Genomic DNA, 20,433 nt, shown 5'->3' on the forward strand with positions numbered 1-20,433 from the left:
GGCGCACTTCTTCCGCCGCGCCGGCCTCGTCGAGGGGCCCGTAGCGTCCTCATGGAGAACAATGATGACATGCCCGACGGGTGCAAGATGATGGCCGGCTTGCCGGCGCCGACGTGTTCCCGAATCTGCATGCGCAGACTGTACCGCCGACAAATTTGACGGGTGTCAAGTGGCCGGGTTCGGGCCGAGTTCGCTCCAGTGATCAGAGCCGCGCATCCACTGCGGCGGGCAGCGCCTTGAGCAGCTTCGCATCCGCCGTCAGCAGATCGAGGCGCTCGACCTCGGCCTGAGCCACCAGCATCGCGTCGAACGGATCCTTGTGTGGCAGCGCAGCGATATTGCACACCATGGCGTGACGACCGGTGATCGGCAGAATGCGGAAGCCGGATTTCCAGACGGCGTCCTCAAAGTCTGCGGGCATCGCGAGCTTGCCGGTAGCCGCTTTGATGGAGATCTCCAACATGCTGGCCGCAGAGACGAATACCGCCGGGGCAGAAGTCATTCGGGCGCGCGTCCGGTGACTCAAACGTGGACTGTCGTCCAGCGACCAGAGCAGTACGTGGGTATCGAGCAGGATGCCGGTCATTCAAGCCCGAACTGGGCGTTGAGGGCGCCGTCCACGTCGTCGAAGTGTTCGTCGTCGTAGTGGAGCCGGCCGGATAGAGCTCCGAAAGCGATGTCGATCCGCGAGTGCGGTGTCAGATCGGCGACCGGCCTGCCGGCGCGCGCAATCGTGATCGTCTCACCGTTTTCGACGCGGGCGAGCAGGCTGGACAGATGCGTCTTTGCCTCGTGAATGTTGACCGTCGCCATGACCCGAGCCTACCGGACTTAGTCTAGTCGGACTAAGCACGTTGCCGAGCAGACACATAAGCCCCCAAACGACGGGCGTTTGGGGGCTTATGTGTCTGCTTCGCCGGGTATTAACCCAGGCGCTGCTTGAGGGCGTCGAACTCGTCGCGCAGGCCGGTGGGCAGCTGGTCGCCGATGAACTCGAACCACTCCTCGATCAGCGGCAACTCGGCGCGCCACTCGTCGGCGTCGACGGCCAGCGCCTGCTCCACGTCGGCGGGGTCCACGTCCAGCCCGGTGAGTTCCAGATCGGAGGCGTGCGGCACGGTGCCGATCGGGGTGGACTCTCCGGAGCCCTTGCCCTCGACCCGCTCGATGATCCACTTGAGCACCCGGCTGTTCTCGCCGAAGCCCGGCCACAGGAAGCGTCCGTCCTCGCCGCGGCGGAACCAGTTGACGAAGAACACCTTCGGCAGCTTGGACTCATCGGAGTTCTTGCCGATGTCGATCCAGTGCTGCATGTAGTGGCCGGCGTTGTAGCCGATGAACGGCAGCATCGCCATCGGGTCGCGGCGCACCGCACCCACCTTGCCTTCGGCGGCGGCGGTCTGCTCGGATCCCATGGTGGCGCCGATGAACACCCCGTGCTGCCAGTCGCGGGCCTCGCTGACCAGCGGGACGGTGGTCTTGCGGCGGGCGCCGAACAGGATGGCCGAGATCGGCACACCGGCCGGGTCGTCCCACTCCGGCGCCAGGATCGGGCACTGCGACATCGGGGTGCAGTAGCGCGAGTTCGGGTGGGCGGCAGGGGTTCCCGACTCGGGCGTCCAGTCGTTGCCCTTCCAGTCGGTGAGGTGCGCAGGCTTCTCGCCGTCGATGCCCTCCCACCAGATGTCGTTGTCGTCGGTGTGGGCGACATTGGTGTAGATGGTGTTGCCCGCCTCGATGGTCTTCATCGCGTTCGGGTTGGAGCTGTTGGAGGTGCCCGGCGCCACCCCGAAGAAGCCGGCCTCCGGGTTCACCGCATACAGCCGGCCGTCCTTGCCGAAGCGCATCCAGGCGATGTCGTCGCCGAGGGTCTCGGCCCGCCAGCCCGGGATCGTGGGCTGGATCATCGCCAGGTTGGTCTTGCCACAGGCCGACGGGAAGGCAGCGGCGATGTAGTAGGCCTTGTTCTCCGGCGAGATCAGCTTGAGGATCAGCATGTGCTCGGCCAGCCAGCCCTCGTCGTGGGCCATCGCCGAGGCGATCCGCAGCGCGTAGCACTTCTTGCCCAGCAGCGCGTTGCCGCCGTAGCCGGAGCCGTAGCTCCAGATCTCCCGGGTCTCCGGGAAGTGGGTGATGTACTTCTCTTCGTTGCAGGGCCAGGGCACGTCCTGCTGCCCCTCGGCCAGCGGCGCACCCACCGAGTGCAGGCCCTTGACGAAGGCGCCGTCGGTACCGATCTTCTCCAGCGCCGCGGTGCCCATCCGGGTCATGATCTTCATCGACGTCACCACGTAGGCCGAGTCGGTGATCTCGACGCCGAGCTTCGGGTCCTCAGCACCCAGCGGCCCCATGCAGAACGGCACCACGTACATCGTGCGGCCCCGCATGCAGCCCCGGTACAGCTCGGTCATGGTGGCCCGCATCTCGTCGGGGTCCATCCAGTTGTTGGTGGGGCCGGCCCCCTCCTTGGTGCGGGTGCAGATGAAGGTCCGGGACTCGACCCGAGCCACGTCGGCGGGGTCGGACAGCGCCAGGTAGGAGTTGGGCTTCTTCGCGTCGTCGAGCTTGACCGCGGTGCCGCCCTCCACCAGCAGGGCCATCAGCCGGTCCCACTCGCCCTCGGAACCGTCGGACCACTCCACCCGGTCCGGCTGGGTCAGCTCAGCGACCTCCTGGACCCAGGCCAGCAACCCGCGGTGTTTCGTCGGGGCGGTGTCCAGACCGGGGATGGTCGCTGAGGTCATGAGCTCTCCTGTTGTAACCTGTGTCACTTCGTGGCGTTGCCGCTGGGTGCGCCGCAGTCCACCTCTTAATGCTTCATTAGATAAGAGGTTACCGTGGATAGCGGCGCGCGGCGAAGCGGGCATACACCCACCTAGTCGGCAACCCTCCGGGCGGTCTCTGACGGACCCGATTCACCCAGTTCATCCGCCGGTCCCAGCGTCGCCTCTCCTCCGTCGAGACTCGCTGAACCGCTCGGCTCATGCGGCGAACCCAGCGTCGCCTCTCCTGCGTCGAGACCCGCTGAACCGCTCGGCTCATGCGGCGAACCCAGCGTCGCCTCTCCTCCGTCGAGACCCGCTGAACCGCTCGGCTCATGCGGCGAACCCAGCGTCGCCTCTCCTCCGTCGAGACCCGCTGAACCGCTCGGCTCATGCGGCGAACCCAGCGTCGCCTCTCCTCCGTCGAGACCCGCTGAACCGCTCGGCTCATGCGGCGAACCCAGCGTCGCCTCTCCTCCGTCGAGACCCGCTGAACCGCTCGGCTCATGCGGCGAACCCAGCGTCGCCTCTCCTCCGTCGAGACTCGCTGAACCGCTCGGCTCATGCGGCGAACCCAGCGTCGCCTCTCCTCCGTCGAGACTCGCTGAACCGCCGAGTTCGGACCGCACCGCGGCCAGCGCCCGCTGCAACGTCGGCAGGTGCCGATCTCGTACCGCGGCGGCCCGGGCGGTCGCCGCGGCGTGCTCGCGCAGTTCCCGGTCCAGCCCGGCGATCCGATCCGCGGCCCGCGCCGCCTCGATTTCGTTGCGCTCGGCCAGTTCGGCGCTCAAAGCCGACTCGGCGGCCACCACCCGAAGGGCCACCAGCTCCTGCAGCGCCGAACGCAGCGCGGCGGTGGCCTCACCCACCCAGCGATCCAGCACCGCCCGGTCACGCAGCAGCCCGCGGATGCGGACCACCCACACCGTGACCGCCACCCCGACCACGACGCACAGCGCCGCACCGGCCGCCGTCCACCCCGGGGCCAGGTGCGCGAACAGCCGACTCAGCGTCAATGCCACCCCCAGACCGAAGCCGACGCCGAGCAGCGTCATCAGCTGGGTCTCCAGACGCCGGGACGTCAACGCCGGCGCACCGGTCTCGAACTGCGGCGGGGTCGAGGTCGACGCCGCGGCGTCGCCGGACAGGCCCAACTCGTGGGCGACGTCGGCCAGGTGCTCGGCGACCCCTTCGTCGACTTCGGTCACGACCTGCTCCAGCCGGCTTCGCAGGTAGGTCTCGAACTCGGGCAACCGGCGCCGAGTCATGCCCGCGGCGTCCTCGGCGAGCTCGCCGCGCACCGAGGCGCAACGCTTGCGGGCGAAGTAGGACAGCTGCACCTTGGCCTGGGCGACGCGGCTGCGCAACGCGATCACCCGCTCGGATTTCGACATCCGCCGCTGCCGCACCACCTCGTCGCGTTGTTCCTGCAGCAACGCCACTCGCGCGCGCCGCCCCTCGGCGCGGGCGTCGCGGTCGATCCGGTCGGCGTCGGTGCGCAGCTGGAACTCCCAGGACCGCAGCCGGTTCCGTCGCTGCACGTCGCTGTCACCGAGCTGTTTGGCCAGTTCGGCAACCAGGTCGTCCACCCGCGGGCCGCCCCGCTCGGGCGCCGCGGCCGCCCCCACCCACGGCACGTCGCGATAGCGGGGCGCGTAATCGGCGAGGGTCTCGCGAGCCGCGTCCTGCATCTCCCGCCACTGGCGGTGCACGTCGATCTTGGACACCACGCCGATCACCACGTCGGTGTGGGCGGCGGCGGCGTCGAGCAGCGCGCAGTCCGAGCCGGTCAGTGCCGCTGCGGCCGACACCACGAACACCACCGCCGAGGGCACCTCGCCCGGCATCAGGTCGGTGGCTTCCAGCACGCGCCACTCCGGCAGCCGGTCGGCCAGTGCGGAGGCCACCGCGCTCACCCCGGCCAGCCAGGGCCCGGTAACCATGATCGCGTCGCAGCGCCGCACCGCCGGCGGGCGAATCCCCGGGGCGATCTCGGCCACCAGGGCGTCCACGGTGGCGGTCGGGTCGTCGGCGCCTTCAGGGGCGGTCATGAGCGGCCCCGCGTCGCCGCCCAGGCCCGCAACGATCCGCGGGTGATGTCCCCGGCGCAGGCACGCTGGGTGATGCCCATCGGCGCGCTGCGGTAGGCCTGCCACCGGCGCGCCCGCAGCAGCGGTCCACCCGCCACCGCGTGCTCTGGAAGAACGGCCACCGCCGCGGCCATCCGGGCCGCCACCGTCGCGTCGCGGGTCAAGAACTCATCGATGCGTGCCGCGAAATCCCGGCCGACCGCCAGCGCCTCCAGCCGGGCCACCGCCTCCGACATCCGCCGGTGCTGCACCCCGGCGCCCAGCGCGGCCAGCCGGGCCAGCACGCCGTCGACGCCGCTGAGCCGACGCAGCACCGTCCGGGCCTGGGCCACCGTGCCCCCGCGCCGGGCCAGCTCGAGGACTCGCCCGATCCCGGACAGGTCGAGGGTGGCGCAGAGCCGCTCGCGCAGCTGCCGCGGCACGCCGTGCCGGCACCTGACGAAGTGTTCGGCGCAGCTGAGGTCGGCCGGTTCCGCCGCGAGCCTGCGCAGCGCCGCCCACAGCCCAGGGTCCAGCCGTTCTTCCAGCGCGGCGAGCGCGAACAACGCCGAGAGCGGTTCGGCCCGCGCCCCGGTGGCGGCTGCGACGCCGGCGACCCCGCAATGCCCGGCCAGGTCCGCCTTGTTGAGCACCACCAGCAGCGGCGCACGCCGCGCCGCGCGTACCACCGCCGCGGCGTCCTCCGGCTTGACCGCTTCGGCGACCACGTAGACCACGGCGTCTGCTTCCGCGTCAGGCCGGTCGGCGACGCGCACTCCGGCGGCGGCCAGTGCCGCAGCGACGCTGCGCCTACCCACCCCGCGCCGGCCGCACACCGCGATCGTCAGCGGCGCGGTGATGCCCGCGGCGATCGACGACAATCCCGGATCGCAGATCTCGCCGGCCAGCCGGGTCAGCTCGGCAGCGAAGAGCTGGTGCCCCTGTGTCACGACCATGCCTCCCACATCGCCCCATCGGCCCGCCCCACTGAGGCCATGTTGTCAGCTGTGCCCGTGTGAAGCGAGTCACCACGGTGCTAACTGTTGGGTATCAATGTGCACCGCGCCGTGGGTACACAACAGTCCATGGGCCACCATGGACTGCATGCATGCGCAGCGCGACGTCGAGACGCCATCAGACGCCGCCGGTATCGAAGCGCCGGCTCCACGACGCGCCCGCAATTTCAGCGTCCGCTACCGCCACTCCGCGCTCTCCGCCGGCCAGCGCCAAACCTGGGAGCGGCTTTGGCCTCAGTTGGGCGCCGACGTGCTGCCGCCGGAGGGGCCCGACCGTCCCGAGCCGCTGGACCCGCACCGCTGGTTCGGCCGTGAGGCCCCGGTGGTGCTCGAGATCGGCTGTGGAGCCGGTAGCTCCACGGTCGCGATGGCCCGCACCGAACCGGATCTCGACGTGATCGCCGTCGAGGTCTACGAGCGCGGGCTGGCGCAGTTGCTCTGCGCGATCGAGCGCGAACAGGTGGGCAACATCCGGCTGCTGCGTGGCGATGGCCTCGACGTGCTCGAACACCTGATCGCCCCGGCTTCGCTGATCGGGGTGCGGGTGTTCTTTCCAGACCCGTGGCCCAAGGCGCGGCACCACAAGCGGCGGCTGCTGCAACCGTCCACCATGGCTCTGATCGCCGATCGGCTGCGGCCGGGCGGGGTCCTGCACGCGGCGACCGACCATGCCGGCTACGCCGAACAGATCGCCGAGTCCGGCGACGGCGAGCCCGGCCTGCGCCGAGTTACAGACCCTTCCAAAGGTGCCGGCTTACCCATCTCGGTCGCCCGGCCCACCACCAAATACGAAGCGAAGGGCCGCAACGCGGGCAGCGCGATCACCGAGCTGATCTGGGAGAAGCCGCTGTGAGCGACACCGTGGCGGAGGTGCCGGGCCCAGCGACGGACATCCCGCACGAACCGGCCTCCCCGGGGCCACCGGCCCGTCGGGTGCTGCTCGTCTGGGACGCCCCGAATCTGGACATGGGTCTGGGTGCGATCCTGGGCCGGCGTCCGACCGGGGTGGAGCGGCCCCGGTTCGACGCGCTGGGCCGCTGGCTGCTCAATCGCACCGCCGAGATCTCTGCGAGCCACCCGCAATGGCCGGTCGAACCCGAGGCCACGGTGTTCACCAACATCGCCCCAGGCAGCGCCGACGTCGTCCGGCCGTGGGTGGAGGCGTTGCGTAACGTGGGTTTCGCGGTCTTCGCCAAGCCGAAGATCGACGAGGACAGCGATGTCGATTCCGACATGCTGGAACACATTGCGTTGCGCAAGGAGCAAGGGCTGGACGCGGTGGCGGTGGCATCTGCCGATGGCCAAGCGTTCCGGGAACCACTGGAAGAACTGTGCGGGCTGGGCATCGCGGTCTGCGTGCTCGGATTTCGCGAACATGCCAGCTGGGCGCTAGCCTCGGATACCTTGGAGTTTGTCGACCTGGAAGACATTCCTGGTGTGTTCCGGGAGCGGCTGCCGCGGATCAGCTTGGATTCGCTGCCGGAGCAAGGGGCATGGCTGCAGCCGTTCCGGCCGCTGAGCTCACTGCTGGCCTCGCGCGAGTGACAACTGGAGAGCCTGAAATGGGGCGCGCGGGTCGAAAGATCTCTCAACAGACTTTAGTGAGGAGCGTATAGGTGTTCGCCTGGTGGGGTCGAACTGTATACCGCTACCGGTTCATCGTAATCGGCGTGATGGTGGCGCTCTGTCTGGGCGGCGGGGTCTACGGGATGAGCCTGGGCAACCACGTCACCCAGAGCGGTTTCTACGACGACGGCAGCCAGTCGGTGAAGGCATCGGTGCTCGGCGACGAGGCCTACGGCCGAGACCGCACCAGCCATGTGGTGGCGGTCTTCACCGCGCCGAAAGGCGAGACCGTCGATGACAAGCGGTGGTTCGACGGCGTCAAAGATGGGCTGAACCAGGTCAAAAGCGACCACCCCGACCAGATCATGAGCTGGGTCGGCTACTTCACCAACCCCGAAGCGCTGGCCACCATGGCCGACCCCGACAAGAAGCACGCGTTCGCGTCGATCCAACTCAAGGGTGACGACGACGACACCATCTTGAAGAACTACCAGGCGGTCGAGCCCGATCTGCAGAAACTCGACGGCGGCAAGGTCGAACTGGGCGGCCTGCAGCCGATCGCCAGTGAATTGACCGGCACCATCGCCAGCGACCAGAAGCGGATGGAGGTGCTGGCGCTGCCGTTGGTGGCGGTGGTGCTGTTCTTCGTGTTCGGCGGGGTGATCGCCGCCAGCCTGCCGGTCATCGTGGGCGGTTTGAGCATTGCCGGTGCAACCGGCATCCTGCGGTTCGCCGCCATGTTCGGGCCGATCAACTTCTTCGCCCAACCGGTGGTGTCGCTGATCGGCCTCGGTATCGCGATCGACTACGGCCTGTTCGTGGTGAGCCGATTTCGTGAGGAGATCGCCGAGGGCTACGACACTGAGGCGGCGGTCCGCCGCTCGGTGATGACGGCCGGACGCACCGTGGTGTTCTCGGCGGTGCTGATCATCGTGTCGGGAGCCAGCCTGCTCGTGCTGCCGCAGGGCTTCGTCAAGGCGATCACGTACGCGATCTTCGCCTCGGTGGGGCTGGCGGCCCTGCTGTCGATCACCCTGCTGCCGGCCATTCTCGGCGTGCTGGGCACCAACGTGGACGCGCTGGGGGTGCGCACCCTCTACCGCATTCCGTTCCTGCGGGATTGGGAGTTCTCCAACCGCATCATCGGCTGGTTCGCCGAGAAGACTCAGAAGACCAAGACCCGCGAAGAGGTCGAGGCCGGGTTCTGGGGCAAGCTGGTCAACTTCGTGATGCAACGACCGCTGGTCTTCGCGATCCCCATCGTGGTCGCGATGATCCTGCTGATCATCCCGCTGGGCAAGCTGACGTTCGGCGGGATGAGCGAGAAGTATCTCCCGCCGGACAACACCGCCCGGATGGCCCAGGAGCAATTCGACGAGATTTTTCCCGGCTTCCGCACCGAGAAGCTGACGCTGGTGATCAAGAGCGACAACGACAAACCGGTTACCGACCAGCAGGTCGCCGAGGTGCGCAGTCGGGCGATGTCGATCAGCGGGTTCGTCGTCCCCGAGGACGACCCCGACGAGATGTGGAAGGAACGGCCTTATCTGCCCGGGGCTTCGAAGGAAACCTCAACCCGGGTGATCGAGAACGGCTTGATCGACCGCGACGACGCCGCGCAGAAGATCAAGGCGCTGCGCCATATCAGCACCCCCAAGGGCCTCGATGTGTTGGTCGGGGGCACCCCCGCCCTCGAGCAGGACAGCATCCACGCGTTGGTCAGCCAAGGGCCGCTGATGCTGTTCATTCTGCTGACCACCACCACGTTGTTGATGTTCCTGGCGTTCGGGTCGTTGGTGCTGCCATTGAAGGCGGCGGTGATGAGCGCGCTCACCCTGGGGTCGACGATGGGCATCCTGACGTGGATATTCGTCGACGGGCACGGCGCCGGGCTGCTGAACTTCACCCCCACGCCGCTGATGGTGGTGGTGATCGCGCTGGTGGTCGCGGTCGGCTGGGGTCTGGCCACCGACTACGAGGTCTTCCTGGTCTCTCGGATGGTGGAGGCCCGAGAATCCGGGATGTCCACCGCCGAGGCGATCCGGATCGGCACGGCAACCACCGGTCGTCTTATCACCGCGGCCGCGCTGATCCTGGCGGTGGTCGCGGCGTCGTTCGTGTTCTCCGATCTGGTGATGATGAAGTATCTGGCGTTCGGCCTGATGGCGGCGCTGTTGCTGGATGCCACCGTGGTCCGGATGTTCCTGGTGCCGTCGGTGATGAAACTGCTCGGCGACGACTGCTGGTGGGCTCCACGCTGGATGAAGCGCCTTCAGAACCGGATTGGGCTGGGCGAGATCCGGCTGCCCGACGAGCGGCGCAAGGTGACCCGCCGCTTCCCGGCTGCGACGCCCGCGCCGGCAGCGGTAGGCGCCGGCGCCCCGCGCCCCGCGCACGATCCGACTCACCCCGCCCCGAGCGGGTCGACCCAAGCTCGCTCACGGGCCAGTGAGCAGTTGCCGACCCGGCCGGTGACCGGCAACCCGTCGGGCGCCCGGACCAGCCGGATCAACACCGGTTCGCCTGATGCGCCGACCACCCGGCTCTCCGCCACCGATGCGGTGACCGAGCGGGTGGAATCACCGGGCGACGTTCCGGAGCGCGAGATCGAGTCATGGCTCGGCGAACTGCGGGGCGGGCGTGGCGACGAGCGGACGCGCTCGCTGCCGGTGCCGCCGCAGGACGCCGGCGACGACGAGAACGCCCCGACCACCGCCATCCCGGTTCCGGGGTCCCAAGGCGCCCCTTCCGATCCGGACAACCCGCCGACCGAGAAGCTCACCGCTCCGGGCGACAAGGCCGACAAGGCCGACAAGACCGACAAGGGCGACAAGGGCGGGGACAACCCGCAGCGCCGCGGTGCCGCCGGTGGTCTCAGTGCGGCGGAGCTGCTGCGTCGGGAGGGCCGGTACTGACCTCGTCGGGTTCGGCTTCGAGCAAGCCGCCCTCGGACGCGTCGTCGTCTGACGAACCGACCAGTACCCGCACCGCCCGGTCGATGAAGGCGATCGTCGGGACCGCCAGCAGCGCGCCGACGATGCCCGCCAGGATCCCGCCGGTGGAGATGCCCAGCACCACCGCCAGCGGGTGGATCGACACCGCGCGGCCCATCACCAACGGCTGCAGCACGTGGGCTTCCAGCTGGTTGACCGCGATGATCACGCCCAGAGTGATCAGCGCATAGACCCAGCCCTTGGCTATCAGGGCGACGAGCACCGCCAGCAGTCCGGTGAGTACCGCACCTACCAGCGGGACGAAAGCTCCCAGGAAAACCAGCGAGGCCAGCGGCAAGGCCAACGGCACCGCCATGATCGCCAGCCCGACGCCGATGCCGACGGCGTCGACCAGCGCCACCAGGAAGGTGGCCCGGATGTAACCGATCAGCGACTCGAAACCCGCGACCCCGGCCGCATGCACGCGGTCGCGCACCTCGCTCGGGAAGAACTTGACGACGAACTGCCAGATGTTGCGGCCGCCGTAGAGGAAGAAGATCAGGGTGAACAGCACGACGAAGGCGCCGGTGAAGATCTTGGTGATGGTCTCGGCCGTCGACAGCGCCCCGCTGGTCAGTTTGGCCTGATTGTTGCGCAAGCCGTTGATCACGGTTTCGCCGGCGCTGTCGATCTGCTCGCTGCTCAGATGCAGGGGGCCCTCGGTCAGCCACCGCTGGGTCGAGTTGACCACCTGGGTGACCTGTTCGACCAGCCCGGGCACCCCGTCGATGAACTGGTCGACCACGAAGCTCAGCAATCCGGCGAGCACCGCCACCCCGCCGAGCAGCAACAGAAACACCGCCAGGCCGCGGGGCAGGCCGCGCCGGTCGAGCCAATCCACGCCGGGCAGCAACAACGCCGACATCATCATCGCCAGCGCCACCGGGACGACGATCACTTCCAGCCGCCGGGCGATCAGCAGCACCAGCAGCGCCGCGGCGAACAACACCAGCAGGCGCCAGGCCCACGCCGCCGCTTTGCGCACCGTCGGATGTACGGATTCGTCTGTGCTGGCTGACATCCCGGTAGCGTAACGATGCCGCAGCAGGAGCACATCGACTAGTGAGAATCTCGGTGGTGCCCGGCTAACCTCTAGTTTCGTGTCCCACGACGTAATCGGTGTCCCGACCCGGGTCCCGCAACGTCTCACCGGCGTCCGCACCTGGGCGCGTCCGGTGGTCCTCGGTCTGGTCGCGGTGGTGCTGACCGTCGAGGTGGTGCTGGTGTGGGATCAGCTCGCCGCGGCGTGGCGCAGCCTGTGCAGCGCCGACCGGCGCTGGCTGTTCGGCGCGATCCTGGCAGCAGCGGCGTCCATGCACAGCTTCGCCCAGATCCAGCGCACCCTGCTGCGCTCGGCAGGGGTGCGCGTCACCCAGTGGCGATCCGAGGCCGCCTTCTACGCCGCCAACTCGCTGTCCACCACGCTGCCGGGCGGTCCGGTGCTGTCGACAACGTTCCTGTACCGCCAGCAGCGGCGCTGGGGTGCCTCGCCGGTGGTGGCGTCGTGGCAGCTGGTGATGTCGGGAGTGCTGCAGGCGCTCGGGCTGGCGCTATTGGGGCTCGGTGGCGCTTTCCTGCTCGGTGCGCGCAGCAACCCGTTCTCGCTGCTGTTCACCCTCGGCGGCTTCGTCGCGCTGCTGTTGCTGGCCCAGGCGGTCGCGGCCCGGCCGGAGTTGATCGACGGTATCGGTGTGCGGGTGCTGTGCTGGGTCAACTCGGTGCGCGACAAGCCCGCCGACACCGGCCTGGCGACCTGGCGCCGGCTGCTGGGGCAACTGGAGTCGGTCAGCCTGGGCCGCCGCGCGGCGTCGACGGCATTCGGCTGGTCGTTGTTCAACTGGGTCGCCGACGTCGCCTGCCTGGCCTGCGCGGCCTACGCCGCCGGGGGACGGGCGTCGGTGGCCGGTTTGACGGTGGCCTATGCCGCCGCCCGCGCCGCGGGAACGATTCCCCTCATGCCGGGCGGACTGCTGGTCGTCGAGGCCGTGTTGGTACCCGGCCTGGTGTCCAGCGGGCTGACCTTGCCGGAAGCGATCTCCGCGGTGCTGATCTACCGGATGATCAGCTGGCTGCTGGTCGGCGCCATCGGCTGGGTGGTGTTCTTCTTCGTCTTCCGCACCGACGACGCGGCCGAGGACGGCGCTACCGAACCGCCACCGGCTGGGTTACGCCCCCGGCCGGCGGGCCACTCACCGGCAGGCCGCCGCCGGGCAGACCGCCCGGCAGGCCACCCTGGGCCTGGGCGGCCTGCAACAGCCCGAGCACCTGCGGCAGGCTGACGGCCAGCTTGCACCGGTCACTCATCTCTTGCACCGGCGCGGTGATCTTGGCCAGGTCGTCGCCGACCTTCGGATTGGCGTCGAAGTAGCCCTTGAGGTTCGCCAGGGTCTGCGGGCCGGGTTGCTGCTGCAGCGCCCCGGTCAGCACCTGGTTGGTATCGGGGTGCGAGTCGAGGTAGTCACCGGCCGAGGTGACGGCTTTGCCCACCGTCCGGGCCACCTCGCTGGCCACGCAGGGATCCTTGGACGCGGTCGCCGACGGCGTGGACGGGCCGGCCAGCACCGCGGCAGTGACGCCGCCTCCCACACAGGCGGCAATGACACCGAGGCCGGACAGGGCACGGGTGGTCTTCACGAATTCTCCTCAGGGCCGGGGATTTGCGCCTCGGGTCCGCCACGTTGCGGACAACACTCGGGGTGTTCGGTATCGGTGGGACGTCTCCCGGCAGCAACGGCACGATCCGGGGGTCCGTGCGCCATCCTGTCAGCCTTGATCGAGCGTCGCCACCCGAGCGCACGTCGGCCTGGTCACAGTGCGGTTCCCGGACGGCATCAGACCAGCTCAGAGGCGACGAGAAACCCCCGGCGCAACGGTCGGCTGCGGTAGGCTCGCAGCACGCGACGCACCGGTGCGGGCGAGAGCGGGGAGAGCCGAGATCCAGCAGTTCATGATGCGCTTCAGCAGCAACCTGCGCAGATTCCGCTGGGTGGTCTTCACAGGTTGGCTTCTGGCTGTGATCCCCTCCCTCTACCTGGCCGGAACCCAATCCGGCCACCTCACCGGCGGGGGCTTCGAGGTGGCGGGGTCCCAGTCGCTGAACGTGCAGTATCAGCTCGAGGAACACTTCCCCGACCAGGGCGCCTCGCCGCTCGCTCTGGTGGCCGCGCCCCGCGCCGATGCCACCTACCAGGACATGAAGAACGCCGTCGCACTGCTTCAGCGCGTCGCCGGGGAGGCGTCCAGCGTCACGGTGCTGCCCGATCGGACCCAGCCGCCGCCGCGCCCCGACCGGCCCTACGTCGTGTCGCTGCGGGTGGACTTCAACAACACCGGCGCGGTCGACGTCGCCAAGAAGCTGCGGGCCAAGCTGGGGGTGGAAGGCGACCAGCCCGGCCGGATCGAGAACGGCTCGGTGAATCTGTATGTGATCGGCCAGGGCGCGCTGGGGGCGGCGGCGTCGGCGAAGACCAAGCAGGACATCGCGGACGCCGAACAATGGAACATGCCGATCGTGCTGATCGTGTTGCTGGCAGTGTTCGGTTCGCTGGCCGCCGCAGCCATCCCGCTGGCGCTCGGGATCGGCACCGTCATCGTCACCATGGGGCTGGTCTATCTGCTGTCGATGTTCACCGCGATGTCGGTGTTCGTCACCTCGACGGTGTCGATGTTCGGGATCGCGCTGGCGATCGACTACTCGCTGTTCATCCTGATGCGCTACCGCGAAGAACTGCGGGCCGGCCGGCAGCCGCAGGAGGCCGCCGACGCGGCCATGGCGACATCCGGGCTGGCCGTGGTGCTGTCCGGCCTGACCGTGGTGGCCTCCCTGACCGGCATCTACCTGATCAACACCCCGGTGCTGGTGTCGATGGCCACCGGGGCGATCCTGGCTGTCTCGGTTGCGGTACTGGCCGCGGTCACCCTCACCCCTGTGGTGTTGGCGGTGTTCGGCCGCCCGGTCGCCAAACGCTCGGCGCTGCTGCACTGGGCGCGCACCCCGCAGGCCGCCCAGTCCCGGTTCTGGACCCGCTGGACGGCGTGGGTGATGCGCCGCCCCTGGGTGTCGGCGCTGCTGGCCGCCGGGTTCCTGCTGACGATCGCGGCGCCGGCGCTGTCGCTGGAGCAGGGCAATAGCATGCTGCACCAGTTCGACTCCTCCCACGAGATCCGGGGCGGAGTGGCCGCGGCGGCGCAGGCCCTCGGTCCCGGCGCGTTGGGGCCGATCCGGGTGCTGGTCACCATCCCCGACGCGCACGCATCGGCGCCCGAGCACGCCCAGACATTCCTGGCGGTCCGCCAGGCGATGACGCAGGCCCCCAACATCGCCTCGGTGTCCCCGCCGGTCTTCGGCGACGACGACAGCAGCGGGCTGCTGTCTGCGGTGCTGTCGGTCGATCCCGAGGACATGGCCGCACGCGAGACCATCGACTGGATGCGCGAACACCTGCCCGAAGCGGCCGGATCGCCGTCGGTGCGAGTCGACGTCGGTGGGCCCACCGCGTTGATCAAGGACTTCGACGACCGGGTCGCGGCGGCCGAACCGCTGGTGCTGGTCTTCGTGGCCGTGATCGCGTTCCTGATGCTGTTGATCTCGATCCAGTCGGTGTTCCTGGCGTTCAAGGGCGTCGTGATGACCGTGCTGTCGGTGGCGGCCGCCTACGGAAGCCTGGTCGCGGTGTTCCAGTGGGGGTGGCTGGAGCGACTCGGGTTCGCGCCCACCGGCTCGATCGACAGCTTCATCCCGCCGATCGTGCTGGCGATGACGTTCGGCCTGTCGATGGACTACGAGATCTTCCTGCTGACCCGGATCCGGGAGCGTTTTCTGCAGTCCGGCAACACCCACGACGCCGTCGCCCACGGGGTGAGCACCAGTGCGCGCACCATCACCAGCGCCGCTTTGATCATGATCGCGGTGTTCATCGGCTTCGCGTTCGCCGGCATGCCCTTGGTCGCCGAACTCGGGGTGGCCTGCGCGGTGGCGATCGCGGTGGACGCCACGGTGGTGCGGTTGGTGCTGGTGCCGGCGCTGATGAAGATGTTCGACGAGTGGAACTGGTGGCTGCCGCGCTGGCTGGCCCGGATCCTGCCCTCGGTGGACTTCGAGAAACCGCTGCCCACAGTCGATCTGGGCGACGTCGTGGTGATCCCCGATGACATCTCCGCGCTGATCACGCCCAGCGCCGACCTTCGGGTGGTGGTCAAGTCGGCGGCGAAGCTCAAAGAACTGGTTCCCGACGCCGTCTGCGTCGGCGACCCGCTGGCACTGCGCGGCTGCGGCCTTGCCGAGATAGCAACCAGCAAGATCGAAGTGCTACCGGTCGGTGCGGCGGCGGTGCCCGCCGGCGGCAAGACGAGGGCCCACGCGCTGGCCAGGCTGGCCGGCGGCTGGCAGTCCCGGACCGGCACCGGCCGGGCGATGCCGAAGGCGGTGCGGCCGGTGCACCCGGTGACGGTGTGGCGGCGCCGGCTCGCGGTCGCGCTCGACGCGCTGGAGACCGAGGCGTGGGTAGCAAACGAGATCGGGCTCGAGGGCCCGACGTTGACGCGTCGCCGCCCGATGGAGACCGCGGCCGTGCAACTGCCCACCGGCGACCGGCTGCAGATTCCCACCGGCGCCGAGACACTGCGGCTCAAGGGCTACCTGCTGATGTCACGTAACAGCCGCCGGGATTACGCCGAGCTCGCCGAGCTCGCCGACGTACTGGACCCGAAAACCGTTGCTGAGGCACTCAAGGGGATCGACAAGTATTACTCTGGGCAACCAGCCGAACGACAATGGATGGCCACGCAGCTGGTCTGTCGGCTCGCCGACCCGGAACCCGCCGAACGCGTGGAGGACGACTCCGGCGACGGTGCGCCCCGAGCGGGCACGGACTGGGAACACGTCCGGGGACGCTGCCTGGCGGTTGCGGTGGCGATGCTGGAGGAGGCGAGGTGACGTTGGCCGCGGACCGACGCAGCGGATCGCTGCCACTCCGGGGACATTCCCGGCCCGATTCCCGGCCCGGCAACACCGACCGGCCGGTGGAGTTCTGGCCGACCTCCGCCATCCGCTCGGCGCTACAGACCGGCGATATCGCCACCTGGCAGCTGATCGTGGTGGCCCTCAAGCGTGACCCGTACGGGCGCACCGCCCGCCAGGTCGAAGAGGTGCTGGAGGGCACCGAACCCTACGGCATCTCCAAGGCGCTCTCGGAGGTACTGGCCCGTGCCCGCGACCACCTGGAGGCCAACGAACGCGCCGAGGTCGCCCGCCACGTGCGGGTGTTGATCGAGCGGTCGGGCCTGAGCCGTCAGGAGTTCTGCTCGCGGGTCGGGGTGCCCGCCGACACGCTGAGCGAATACCTGGACGGCACGGTCAGTCCGCCGGCCTCGCTGATGATCCGGATGCGCCGACTGTCGGACCGGTTCGTCAAGCTGCACACCCGCGGCGCCCCCAAACCCCACTGAGCCATCTGACGCCGCGCGTCAGCGCGCGTGGATCGGGGACATCTCCAGCACCCTCCACTGGTCGCCGCGCTTGGTCAGCGTCACCCGCACCGGCACCACCGCCTGCTTCACCTGCTGGTTCGCCACCGACTGCACGCTGCGCAGCACCACCGCGACCCGCGCTGCCGAAGGCCCGAGCGCCTCGACGCCCGCGCTGAGCGCCTGCGCGTCCACGGCGATGTTGCGGTTGGCCATCTCGGTGGCGGTGCGGCCGATGCTCTCCCGGAAAGCGTTGACCCGGTCGGGGACCATGAAGGTCGCTGCCTTCTCGATCGACGCGTCCGGGTTGGCCGGCGAGACGGTCGCCGCGGCCTCTGCCATCGCGACGGCGGTCTTGACCACCTCACCGGAGTCGGCCTCGAGTTCCTGATCGGGCACTGTCCAGTCCAGATATCCGAATACCGCTGCGACGACCAGCGCCGTGGCGGCCAGTACGGCCACCCCGAGACGAAGACCGGGCCGGTCGTCGTCGGTGCCGACCGTGACCCCGTCACGCCGCAGCAGCAGGAAGTTCACCACCATGCCCTCGACGATGAGCAGCACCAGCACCGAGCAGACCGACACCCACCACAGCGGCCAATCTTTGACCAGCCCGAAAAAAAGCAGACCGCCGATCGCGGCCAGCGGGGCGGCGATGTCGAAAGCCAGGACGCGCCACAGCGACCGCGATTTCAGGTTCCCCAGCTTGCTCATCGGATCGACCTCAATCGAGAAATCATCAGGTGCCCATCGACGTCGCTGACGTCGAGGTGCAGCGCCCAGTGCACGGTCTGCGGCCGACCGCCGACGTTCTCGGCGATCGACGTGGCGATCACCATCACCGGGTCGGTGCGACCGGGAGTCGACGCCTGCTCGGTGGTGGCGGCCGGATCGTCCAGGTTGTGCCGTTCCGTCTCGATGGCGACCGCCTCGATCCGACCGCTGCTGCGGGACTGGATCTTTTGCACCACGTCGCGGTAGGGCGCCAACGCGGCGTCGAACTCGCTGTTGAGTTCGCCGACGGTCTTGTCGCGCAGTCGCGCCATGCCCTTCTCGACGTTCTCGGCGTTCAGGTTGATCAGCACGCTGGTCCAGCTGGCCGCGGTCTGCAGGACGCGGCTGCGGTAGGAGCGCTCGTCGACGTCGCCGCGGTGCATATCCCAGGTGATCAGACCGAACACCAACGCGGCCACCGCGACCAGGCCGAGGAACGCCGAAACCAGGCCGTAGCTGGAGAACACGGCGCCCTTGGACGCCTTAGACGTCTTGGCTGCCGGAGCCTGGTGGGCATGAGCGCTCTTCTTGGCGATGGGCTTCTCGGGCTGCTCGGCCTCGTCGTTCTGGTGCACGTCGACGGTGGCCTCACCGGGATCGACGACGCCGTCGTCCGCTTCAGTGGAGATGTCGGGATGCTCCTCGTCAGGCATGGCGGTGACGCTACAGGACGGCTGTACGGTTCGCCGTGAAAGGATGGGCAACGATGACCTCACCAGCGACGCGTTCCGGCCTCGATCTCAGCCATCTCGACAGTGCCGTCCGCCCGCAGGACGACCTGTTCGGTCATGTCAACGGACGCTGGCTCGACGGCTACCAGATGCCGCCGGACCGGGCCACCGACGGAGCGTTCCGGGCCCTGTTCGACCGGGCCGAGATCCAGGTCCGCGAACTGCTCACCGAAGCCGCCGAATCGGGCGCGCCGGCCGGGACCGATGAACGCCGCATCGGCGACCTGTACGCCAGCTTCCTCGACGAGCACACCGTGCAGGCCCGCGGCGTGCAGCCGCTGCTGGCGGAGCTGGCTGCCATCGAGCACGCCGGTGACCGCGACGCCCTGGCTCGGGTGCTGGGCGCATGCCAGCGCACCGGGGTCGGCGGCGGCGTGGGGCTGTACGTGGACACCGATTCGAAGGACTCCACCCGCTACCTGCTGCACCTGACCCAGTCCGGTCTCGGGCTGCCGGACGAGTCGTACTACCGCGACGAGCAGCACGCCGAGATCCTGGCCGCCTACCCCGACCACATCGCGGCGATGTTCGCGCTGGTCTATGGCGGGGATGCCGCTGAGCACGCCGCAGTCGCGGCCCGCATCGTGGCGCTGGAAACCCAGCTGGCCGGCGCGCACTGGGACGTGGTGAAACGCCGCGACGCCGAGCTGAGCTACAACCTGCGCACCTTCGCCGGGCTGCCGCAGGAGGCACCCGGTTTCGACTGGGCGGGCTGGGTCGGCGCCCTCGGGGTTTCGGGCGAGGTCACGGGCGAGCTCGTGGTGCGCCAGCCCGACTACCTGATCGCGTTCGCCGCGCTGTGGCACTCCGGCGAGCTGGCCGATTGGCGAGACTGGGCGCGGTGGCGGCTCATTCACGGCCGGGCCGGCATCTTGACCGATGCCCTGGTCGCCGAGGACTTCGAGTTCTACGGGCGCCGACTGTCGGGCACCGAGCAGATCCGGGACCGGTGGAAGCGCGGCGTCTCCCTGGTGGAGTCGATGATGGGCGACGCCGTCGGAAAGCTTTACGTCGCAAAGCATTTCCCGCCCGACGCCAAGGCACGCATCGATGCGCTGGTGGCGAACCTGCGGGAGGCCTACCGGGTCAGCATCACCGGCCTGGACTGGATGACCCCGGAGACCCGGGAGCGGGCCCTGGCCAAGCTGGACAAGTTCACCGCCAAGGTCGGCTACCCGGCGCGCTGGCGGGATTATTCGGCCGTGGTCACCGATCCCGCTGACCTGTACGGCAACTTCCTGCGGGCCTACGCGGTCAACTACGACCGCGAACTGGCGAAGCTGGGCTCGCCGGTGGACCGCGACGAATGGTTCATGACACCGCAGACGGTCAACGCCTACTACAACCCGGGCATGAACGAGATCGTCTTCCCCGCCGCGATCCTGCAACCGCCGTTCTTCGACCCCGAGGCCGACGACGCGGCCAACTACGGCGGGATCGGTGCGGTGATCGGCCACGAGATCGGCCACGGTTTCGACGACCAGGGCGCCAAGTACGACGGCGACGGCAACCTGATCGACTGGTGGACCGATGCCGACCGCAGCGAATTCGGCGTGCGCACAGACGCTTTGATCGCTCAATACGAGACTTACGTGCCGCGGGCGCTGGGCGACGGGCGGCACGTGAACGGGGCGTTCACCGTCGGGGAGAACATCGGTGACCTCGGCGGGCTCTCGATCGCCCTGCTGGCCTACCAGCTGTCGCTGGGCGGCGCCGAGGCCCCGGTGATCGACGGCCTGACCGGGGTGCAGCGCGTCTTCTACGGCTGGGCGCAGGTGTGGCGCACCAAATCCCGTGACGCCGAGGCGATCCGGCGACTGGCGACCGATCCGCATTCACCGCCGGAGTTCCGCTGCAACGGGGTGATCCGCAACATCGACGCGTTCTATGACGCCTTCGGCGTCGCGGAAGATGATGCGCTGTACCTGGAGCCGGCGCAGCGGGTGCGCATCTGGAACTGAGCGCGGCTGCGTTTTATTGCGCGAGCAGACGTGAAAGCCCCCATTTCGGACCTGAAATGGGGGCTTTCACGTCTGTTCGCTGCTGAGGGAGGGCGG

General features: G+C 68.9%; 15 protein-coding genes and 1 pseudogene. 7 read left to right on the plus strand and 9 right to left on the minus strand.

What is annotated here, in order from left to right:
• Window positions 1-202 precede the first annotated feature (202 nt).
• The 5 genes from A5648_RS06035 to A5648_RS06055 all read right to left on the minus strand — a co-directional run bounded on the left by A5648_RS06035 (window position 203) and on the right by A5648_RS06055 (window position 5,787).
• Entirely contained in the window at window positions 203-586 is a 384-nt protein-coding gene (locus A5648_RS06035) for a type II toxin-antitoxin system VapC family toxin (RefSeq protein ID WP_065023673.1), read from the minus strand.
• Entirely contained in the window at window positions 583-813 is a 231-nt protein-coding gene (locus A5648_RS06040; RefSeq protein WP_065023674.1) for a type II toxin-antitoxin system Phd/YefM family antitoxin, read from the minus strand. The genes A5648_RS06035 and A5648_RS06040 overlap by 4 nt, the downstream gene beginning before the upstream one ends.
• A 110-nt stretch (window positions 814-923) precedes the next feature.
• The gene (locus A5648_RS06045; protein WP_065023675.1) at window positions 924-2,744 is read right to left on the minus strand and encodes a phosphoenolpyruvate carboxykinase (GTP); all 1,821 of its coding nucleotides are present in this window, start codon (window positions 2,742-2,744) and stop codon (window positions 924-926) included.
• 131 nt (window positions 2,745-2,875) lie between these two features.
• Window positions 2,876-4,813: a hypothetical protein gene (locus A5648_RS06050; protein ID WP_234787302.1), complete on the minus strand. Its 1,938-nt coding sequence runs from the start codon at window positions 4,811-4,813 to the stop codon at window positions 2,876-2,878.
• Window positions 4,810-5,787 carry a hypothetical protein gene (locus tag A5648_RS06055; RefSeq protein ID WP_065023676.1) on the minus strand — a complete coding sequence of 326 codons (978 nt, stop codon included), beginning with the start codon at window positions 5,785-5,787 and terminating at the stop codon, window positions 4,810-4,812. The genes A5648_RS06050 and A5648_RS06055 overlap by 4 nt, the downstream gene beginning before the upstream one ends.
• A gap of 148 nt (window positions 5,788-5,935) precedes the next feature.
• On the opposite strand from A5648_RS06055, the gene trmB reads away from it, so the two are divergent.
• The 3 genes from trmB (at window position 5,936) to A5648_RS06070 (ending at window position 10,328) form a co-directional block, all read left to right on the plus strand.
• Window positions 5,936-6,700: a tRNA (guanosine(46)-N7)-methyltransferase TrmB gene (gene trmB, locus A5648_RS06060; protein WP_065023822.1), complete on the plus strand. Its 765-nt coding sequence runs from the start codon at window positions 5,936-5,938 to the stop codon at window positions 6,698-6,700.
• Window positions 6,701-6,717: 17 nt separating this feature from the next.
• A complete protein-coding gene (locus A5648_RS06065; protein WP_065023823.1) occupies window positions 6,718-7,392 on the plus strand; it encodes an NYN domain-containing protein in 675 nt (224 codons plus the stop codon).
• Between the two features lie 71 nt (window positions 7,393-7,463).
• A complete protein-coding gene (locus A5648_RS06070) occupies window positions 7,464-10,328 on the plus strand; it encodes an MMPL family transporter (protein ID WP_065023677.1) in 2,865 nt (954 codons plus the stop codon).
• On the opposite strand, the gene A5648_RS06075 is transcribed toward A5648_RS06070, so the two are convergent.
• The gene (locus A5648_RS06075; RefSeq protein ID WP_065023678.1) at window positions 10,288-11,427 is read right to left on the minus strand and encodes an AI-2E family transporter; all 1,140 of its coding nucleotides are present in this window, start codon (window positions 11,425-11,427) and stop codon (window positions 10,288-10,290) included. The two genes, A5648_RS06070 and A5648_RS06075, sit on opposite strands and share 41 nt — an antisense overlap.
• A 94-nt stretch (window positions 11,428-11,521) precedes the next feature.
• Here A5648_RS06075 and A5648_RS06080 point away from each other — a divergent pair, with 94 nt between their 5' ends.
• Window positions 11,522-12,685 (plus strand): lysylphosphatidylglycerol synthase transmembrane domain-containing protein, encoded by a 1,164-nt coding sequence (locus A5648_RS06080; protein WP_234787323.1) that lies wholly within the window; start codon window positions 11,522-11,524, stop codon window positions 12,683-12,685.
• A 19-nt stretch (window positions 12,686-12,704) separates the two neighbouring features.
• Here the strand turns inward: A5648_RS06080 and A5648_RS24390 are convergent.
• A pseudogene (locus tag A5648_RS24390) lies at window positions 12,705-13,040 on the minus strand (hemophore); the annotation flags it as partial.
• Window positions 13,041-13,353: 313 nt separating this feature from the next.
• Between A5648_RS24390 and A5648_RS06085 the strand changes: the two are divergent.
• Window positions 13,354-16,341, plus strand: a complete 2,988-nt coding sequence (locus A5648_RS06085; RefSeq protein ID WP_065023680.1) for an MMPL family transporter — start codon at window positions 13,354-13,356, stop codon at window positions 16,339-16,341.
• Entirely contained in the window at window positions 16,338-16,853 is a 516-nt protein-coding gene (locus A5648_RS06090; protein WP_065023681.1) for a helix-turn-helix domain-containing protein, read from the plus strand. Before A5648_RS06085 ends, A5648_RS06090 begins: the two co-directional genes overlap by 4 nt.
• Before the next feature lie 18 nt (window positions 16,854-16,871).
• Here the strand turns inward: A5648_RS06090 and A5648_RS06095 are convergent, their stop codons facing one another.
• Together A5648_RS06095 and A5648_RS06100 are read right to left on the minus strand one after the other, a co-directional pair.
• Window positions 16,872-17,585 (minus strand): hypothetical protein, encoded by a 714-nt coding sequence (locus A5648_RS06095; RefSeq protein WP_065023682.1) that lies wholly within the window; start codon window positions 17,583-17,585, stop codon window positions 16,872-16,874.
• Window positions 17,582-18,298, minus strand: a complete 717-nt coding sequence (locus A5648_RS06100; protein ID WP_109470696.1) for a hypothetical protein — start codon at window positions 18,296-18,298, stop codon at window positions 17,582-17,584. The genes A5648_RS06095 and A5648_RS06100 overlap by 4 nt, the downstream gene beginning before the upstream one ends.
• Before the next feature lie 53 nt (window positions 18,299-18,351).
• Between A5648_RS06100 and A5648_RS06105 the strand changes: the two genes are divergently transcribed.
• Window positions 18,352-20,337 carry a M13 family metallopeptidase gene (locus tag A5648_RS06105; RefSeq protein WP_065023683.1) on the plus strand — a complete coding sequence of 662 codons (1,986 nt, stop codon included), beginning with the start codon at window positions 18,352-18,354 and terminating at the stop codon, window positions 20,335-20,337.
• Window positions 20,338-20,433 lie beyond the last annotated feature (96 nt).

The organism is Mycolicibacter sinensis (assembly GCF_001673565.1).
GTDB lineage: Bacteria > Actinomycetota > Actinomycetes > Mycobacteriales > Mycobacteriaceae > Mycobacterium > Mycobacterium sinense_C.